The following is a 6262-nucleotide window of genomic DNA, read 5'->3' on the forward strand; positions in this document are numbered from 1 at the left end:
AGGGCTGGGGATGAGATAGTAGAGGGGCAAGCAGAGTTTCGGCAGCTTATGACCCTCCGCACCGTGGCCACCATCCCTTTTCCTGACCAAAAGCCGGGCACCTCCGGCCTGCGCAAGCCGGTGCAGGTGTTCCAGCAGCCCCACTACCTGGAGAACTTTGTCCAGTCCATCTTTGACGTCCTCGAGGGATCCGCTGGCCAAACCCTGGTGGTGGGCGGAGACGGGCGCTACTACAACCGGGAAGCCATCCAGATCCTGCTCAAGATGGCAGCAGCCAACGGCATCGGGCGGGTGCTGCTGGGCCAGGGCGGGATCCTCTCCACGCCGGCAGTCTCCCACCTTATCCGCAAATACGGGGCCTACGGCGGCATTATCCTCTCGGCCAGCCACAACCCCGGCGGCCCCCAGGGAGACTTTGGCATCAAGTACAACATCGGCAACGGCGGCCCTGCCCCGGAGAAGGTGACCGAGGCCATCTACGCCCGCACCCAGCAGATTCGGGAGTACCGCATCCTGGAAGCCCCAGATGTGGATCTAGACCGCTTGGGAGAGCAGCGGCTGGGATCCCTGACGCTTTCCGTCATCGACCCAGTGGCCGACTATCTGGGCCTGATGCAGCGCCTGTTTGATTTTGACGCCATCCGCGATTACCTGGCCTCTGGGATCCGTATCGCCTTCGACGCCATGCACGCCGTCACCGGCCCCTATGCCCGCACCATCCTGGAAGAGTGCCTGGGGGCAGCGCCGGGCAGCGTCCTCAACGGCCAGCCCCTGCCCGACTTTGGCGGCAGCCACCCGGATCCCAACTTGGTGCATGCCCGCGCCCTGGTGGAGCTGCTGTTTCGGGAGGACGGCCCGGATTTCGGCGCCGCCTCTGATGGTGATGGGGATCGCAATATGATCCTGGGCCGCCAGTTCTACGTAACTCCCAGCGACAGTTTGGCCGTGCTGGCGGCCAACGCCCAGCGAGTGCCCGGCTACCGGGAGGGACTGGCCGGGATCGCCCGCTCCATGCCCACCAGCCAGGCAGCAGACCGAGTGGCAGCCAAGCTGGGGATCCCTTGCTATGAGACTCCTACCGGCTGGAAATTTTTCGGCAACCTCCTGGATGCCGGCAAAGTGACCCTCTGCGGCGAGGAGAGCTTCGGCACCGGCTCCAACCATATCCGCGAAAAAGATGGCCTCTGGGCTGTCCTCTTTTGGCTGAACATCCTTGCTGTGCGACGCCAGTCGGTGCGGCAGATTGTGGAAGAGCACTGGCGCACCTACGGGCGTACCTTCTACTCCCGCCACGACTACGAGGGGCTGCCGGTGGAGGTGGCCGAGGAGCTGATGGAGCACTTGCGGCGCTCCGTGACAAGCTGGGTGGGGCAGCACTTTGGCTCCCAGACGGTGGCCTATGCCGATGACTTCAGCTACACGGATCCGGTGGACGGCAGCACCAGCCACAACCAAGGGATCCGCATTGGCTTTGAGGATGGCTCCCGCATCGTCTACCGCCTCTCCGGCACCGGCACCCACGGGGCCACTCTGCGGGTGTACTTGGAGCGATTTGAGCCGGATCCCAGCCGGCATGGCCTGGATCCCCAGGTGGCCCTAGCCGAGCTAATCCAACTGGCGGATCACTTCGCCCAGATCCGCGCTCGCACCGGTCGGCAGCAGCCGGATGTGGTTACCTGAGAGTCTTGCCGAGAAGCCAGATCTCCTCGGAGAAAGGGATTGGGGGCGATGGCCCGCAGAGAAGGACACTCAGAGTCGCGCTAGGATGAGGAGGTAGGGACCCACATTTTTCTGGCTGTGTTCACTGCTCCTCCTGCTAGTTTGGCAGCCGATTCCATTGCCCCTTTTGCTCCCCAAACCTGGAGCTGGCGGGGTCACGCCATTCGCTACGTCGTCCAGGGATCTGGCTCCCCACTGATTTTGGTGCATGGCTTTGGGGCCTCCATTGGCCACTGGCGGCACAACATCCCTGTGCTAGCGGCGGCGGGATACCGGGTCTATGCTTTGGATTTGCTGGGGTTTGGCGGCTCGGCCAAGCCAGCTCTTGCCTACAGCCTAGAACTGTGGGCCGAGCTGCTAGCAGATTTTTGGCAGCAGCACGTGCGGCAGCCGGCAGTGTTTATTGGCAATTCCATCGGCGCCCTACTTAGCCTGCTCATGGCCGCCCAGCACCCACAACTGACTGCAGGGGCAGTGCTGCTTAACTGTGCCGGCGGCCTGAACCATCGCTCCCACGAGCTCAGCCCGATGGCCCGCGTTTTCATGGCCACCTTCACTGCTGTGGTGGCCTCGCCAGTCACGGGGCCACTGCTGTTCAATTGGGTGCGGCAGCGGCAGCGGATCCGCGCCACCTTAGAACAGGTGTACTGCAACCCTGCGGCCATCACTGATGAGCTGGTGGAGATCCTCTACGCCCCTTCCTGTGATGTGGGAGCGCAGCAAGTGTTTGCGGCCATTCTCACCGCTCCCCCTGGCCCCACCCCCGAAGCGCTGCTGCCCCAGGTGCGCTGCCCGCTGCTGGTGATCTGGGGCGAACGGGATCCCTGGACACCTATTGAACGGGGCCGCGGCTTTCAAAACCATGTGCAGGGGATCGACTACCAATTTTTCCCTCTTCCCGAGACGGGCCATTGTCCCCATGACGAGCGCCCAGAGATCGTCAACCCCTTGATTTTGAGCTGGCTACCCAAAGCCTTTGCCACGGCTTAGCCTTTCTTGGAGGCTTGGGTAGTTCTTTTGCCCAGGCCCAGCCACCTGCGCACCCTGTCTATCCAGCTCTGAAGGGGCGAAGGCTGGGGCCGGACTGCCACCTGAATGGGCTCATCTTGAAACTCTTTGTCCTTAAGGCGAAAGCCAAACTCCAGCTCGTCTTTGACTTTGCTAAGACGGGGAAAGAGGCGGACGGCTGCTTTTTTGAGCTCTTCCTCGTTTTGGAAGATGGCCTGATGGATGGCGCTGGAGCGACTGACCGCCAGGGATCCCACGGGTAGCCAGGGGTTGGGTTTGCCGGGCTCAGCTTGGCGGCGCCGGGCAAAAATGGCGAACTCCGGCATCCCCTTGGCTTTCAGCTCATCGTAGCGTTTGGCGGCTTCCTTGCGCTTAGCCGTGTTGGCCTTGGCCGGTTTTTTCTCTGGCTTGGATTGGCTGAAACCCTTGGTCTGACTCATACTCCGGTAGGGCAACGGTGGATCCCCATAGCTTAGCGCAGAACGACTCCCGCTTGGCCGGGGATCCCTGCTCCCACCCGCGGGAAGACAGCATGCATGGCATGCTATACTTACAAAGCTTTGGATTGACCTCGGGATGTAGCGCAGCTTGGTAGCGCACTTCGTTCGGGACGAAGGGGTCGCAGGTTCGAATCCTGTCATCCCGATGGGGGTTAGCCCTCAGCAGTTGCTGGAGGCAGTAGGTGCTGGAGACAGGCAGCACCATTGATGCGAAGTTGTTGCCCCAGCCGCAGCAAGCGGTGGAGGACTTCGCCAGGGATCCCAGGGCCACTGCGGAGCGCCTCTAATCGCTGCCGCTCTAGCCGCAGTAGGTAGAGCTCTTGGAGGCGATCCAGGCGGATAGGCAGGTTGAGATCGGCAGCTAGGCGCAGCCACTCTTCTAGGTTGTGGAGCTGTTCGCTGAGAGTTTCCGAGTCGGCTGCCTGGGCCAACTGCCACATCCCCCGCTGCAAGAGCCGATCCAAAACCCGGGCCGCCTCTTCCCGCCGCAACTGGCACCCCAACTGCTCCGCCTCGCGGGCAATGGCCCGCAACTCCAGCAGGTGATCCCGCTTGCCCTCTTCCACTTCCATCGCCCGCAAGCTGCTCAACAGGCGCTGGTTGAGGGTGATCTGCGCGGCAGCCAACAGCTCTTCCGGGAGTGGCAGGCCATCGGCCCGAAAAGCCATCAAAACCCCGTAGTTTTCCAGGTAGGTTTGGCGGTAGAGCTGGGCTAGGCGATCCAGGGTATCCTGGGTTAACCAGCGCAGCATCTGCTGCCGGTCTTCCTCCGTCAAAGCGTTGAGGTCAAAGGTTTCCGGGCCAAACAGCTCCTGCAGGGTCAGGATCACCTGGATGCGGCTGTGGGCTCCAGACAGCAGGCGGGCTTTCAACTGCTCATAGCTGCGCCGCCCCGTAAACGGCTTGACGCCACATTGAAAGTCCCAGCCGCCCAGATGGAGGAGAGCGTAGATGAGGTCATGCTCCTCAAAGGTGGTGGGAAAAGAGAGCTTCACTCGCCCAACCAGCAGGGTGGATCCCCCTATAGCCAGGCGCTCCTGATCCACTGGCTCCAGCATATATCCGGGAGCTCGGGGCATGCTGTTGAACAGGGAAAGCATGGCGTGCTGAGCCACCAGCCGCTGCGGGCCAACTAGGCAGGGGCGCACCAGCGCCTGGTAAACGCCTCGGCCATCTTTGTAGAGCTCGAGGTTGCTGGGGGCTTTGCTCAAGCGGCGCAGAAATTCTTCTTCCAGATCCACATCCGCCACTGCTGCCGCCAGCTCGATGGCCCGCGCCGCGTAGCGCAGGATTTGCACCCCCTCAGGGCGAGAGATCTCTTCAAAGAACCAGCCGCAACTGGTGAACATCAGTTGGCTGTAGCGCTGCATCTCCAACAGGCGCAGCACTTGCACCCGGTCTTCGGCACTGAGGCGGTGGCTCTGGTGCTCCTGCAAAAACGCCTCGCAGCGCTCCCGATCCAAGATCACCTCGATGTAGCGATCCCGGGCCAGCCAGGGATCCCGCAGGTAGGCCTTGGCCTCCGTTTCGTAGATCTCGGCCAACTGATCCCGCAGCCAGTTGAGGGCCTCCCGCAGCGGTTGCCGCCAGCGCTGGTGCCAGCCTAGAACTGCCCCACAGCCGCAGTCGCGCGACCACCGTCCCACCCCGTGGGCGCAGCTCCAGGCCGTAACTGGCTTGAGTTGCACCTCCCAAGTGGGGGGATGGTAGCTGAGGAAGTGGCCGTAGTTGCCCACCTGCCAGCCCCGCCGGGGAAACTCTTCGCAAAAGGCATAGGCCAGCGTGCGCTCCACGCCGCGCTTGTGGTGGCCAAAGGTCTCGCCATCGGTAGCACAGTTAATCAGATAGGGTTCCCCTTCTCTGTCAGGGCGGATGGCCAGCCGGAGCTGCTCTGCCAGCGACTGGGTGCTGTAGACAATATCGCCAAAGCCGAGATCCCGGGAGATAGGGCCGTCAAAAAAGAAAATGTCCAGGTAGCCGCTGCGATCCGGGGTAAAGCAGCGGTAGGGCCGGCTGGGATCGATCTGGCCCTGGCTGACATCGATCCATTCCGTTTGACCCAAAGGACGAATGCGCTGCGCCTGGCTGGGGGCGAGGATGACGAAACGGATCCCGCAGTCGACTAAGGCTGCAACTGTTGCTGCATCGATGGCAGTTTCCGCCAGCCACATGCCTTCGGGGAAGCGGCCAAAGCGATGCTGGAAATCGGCGATCCCCCAGCGGATCTGGGTGTACTTGTCCCGCTCGTTGGCCAGGGGCAGGATGACGTGGTTGTAGACCTGGGCAATGGCATTGCCATGTCCCTCCAGCCGCTCGGCGCTGAGGCGGTCGGCAGTCAAGATGCGTTGGTACACTTCAACGTCGTGCTCCTCCAACCAGGAGAGGAGAGTGGGGCCAAAGTTAAAACTCAAGAATTCGTAGTTATTGACAATGCGCACCACCCGCCCCTGATCGTCCAGGATGCGGGCAAAGGCGTTGGGACGATAACACTCCGCTAAAATGCGCTCATTCCAGTCGTGGAAGGGGCTGGCGCTGGGCTGACGTTCAACGCGGTTCAACCAGGGATCCTCCCGCGGCGGCTGGTAGAAATGACCGTGCAACACCACGTAGGGGACGGTGGTGGTAGCTCGCGGAGGCGGAGAGCTAGCATCGGTTAGAAAGGGAGCCGGATCCCCTTGCCCTGATTGGGCCGCCGGCTCAGGGGGATTTTGGGAGCCACTCGGCAGCATGAGACCCTACTCCTTGCCCGCCCTCGGAGCTTCAGTTCTGGGGAAACGGGCCGCTAGTTAACCTAAGTTCATATCCATACGTTACAGCGATCCCCGATCTGCGACTGTCAACGTAAAGGATTTGGACAAAAATTTGACAGCGAATAACTATCGCTTAGCAATCTTCTTGCGCTCCCCCCGCGGGGACTCTCGAGCAGGCCTGAAGATCACTCATCTCACTGCCACTCGGAGTAACAAGCTATACAAGGAGCCTCGCTGATGTCTCCAAGGTTCCATCCTGGTGGCCAGCGGTTGGAAGTTTTTCAA

General features: G+C 61.7%; 4 protein-coding genes and 1 tRNA gene. 3 read left to right on the plus strand and 2 right to left on the minus strand.

Features of this window, described 5'->3' with window-relative positions; genetic code table 11:
- Positions 1-48 precede the first annotated feature (48 nt).
- Both NW863_RS03615 and NW863_RS03620 read left to right on the plus strand, forming a co-directional pair.
- Positions 49-1680: an alpha-D-glucose phosphate-specific phosphoglucomutase gene (locus tag NW863_RS03615; protein WP_414364477.1), complete on the plus strand. Its 1632-nt coding sequence runs from the start codon at positions 49-51 to the stop codon at positions 1678-1680.
- Between the two features lie 117 nt (positions 1681-1797).
- A complete protein-coding gene (locus NW863_RS03620) occupies positions 1798-2709 on the plus strand; it encodes an alpha/beta fold hydrolase (protein WP_414364479.1) in 912 nt (303 codons plus the stop codon).
- On the opposite strand, the gene NW863_RS03625 is transcribed toward NW863_RS03620, so the two are convergent.
- Positions 2706-3167 carry an HHL1-like protein gene (locus NW863_RS03625; RefSeq protein ID WP_414364481.1) on the minus strand — a complete coding sequence of 154 codons (462 nt, stop codon included), beginning with the start codon at positions 3165-3167 and terminating at the stop codon, positions 2706-2708. The two genes, NW863_RS03620 and NW863_RS03625, sit on opposite strands and share 4 nt — an antisense overlap.
- A gap of 132 nt (positions 3168-3299) precedes the next feature.
- Between NW863_RS03625 and NW863_RS03630 the strand changes: the two genes are divergently transcribed.
- Positions 3300-3373: transfer RNA gene (locus NW863_RS03630), tRNA-Pro, on the plus strand.
- Between the two features lie 6 nt (positions 3374-3379).
- Here NW863_RS03630 and NW863_RS03635 read toward each other — a convergent pair.
- The gene (locus NW863_RS03635) at positions 3380-5956 is read right to left on the minus strand and encodes a DUF3536 domain-containing protein (RefSeq protein WP_414364483.1); all 2577 of its coding nucleotides are present in this window, start codon (positions 5954-5956) and stop codon (positions 3380-3382) included.
- Between the last annotated feature and the right edge of the window lie 306 nt (positions 5957-6262).

The organism is Synechococcus sp. B60.1, from assembly GCF_047462555.1.
Lineage (GTDB): Bacteria > Cyanobacteriota > Cyanobacteriia > Thermostichales > Thermostichaceae > Thermostichus.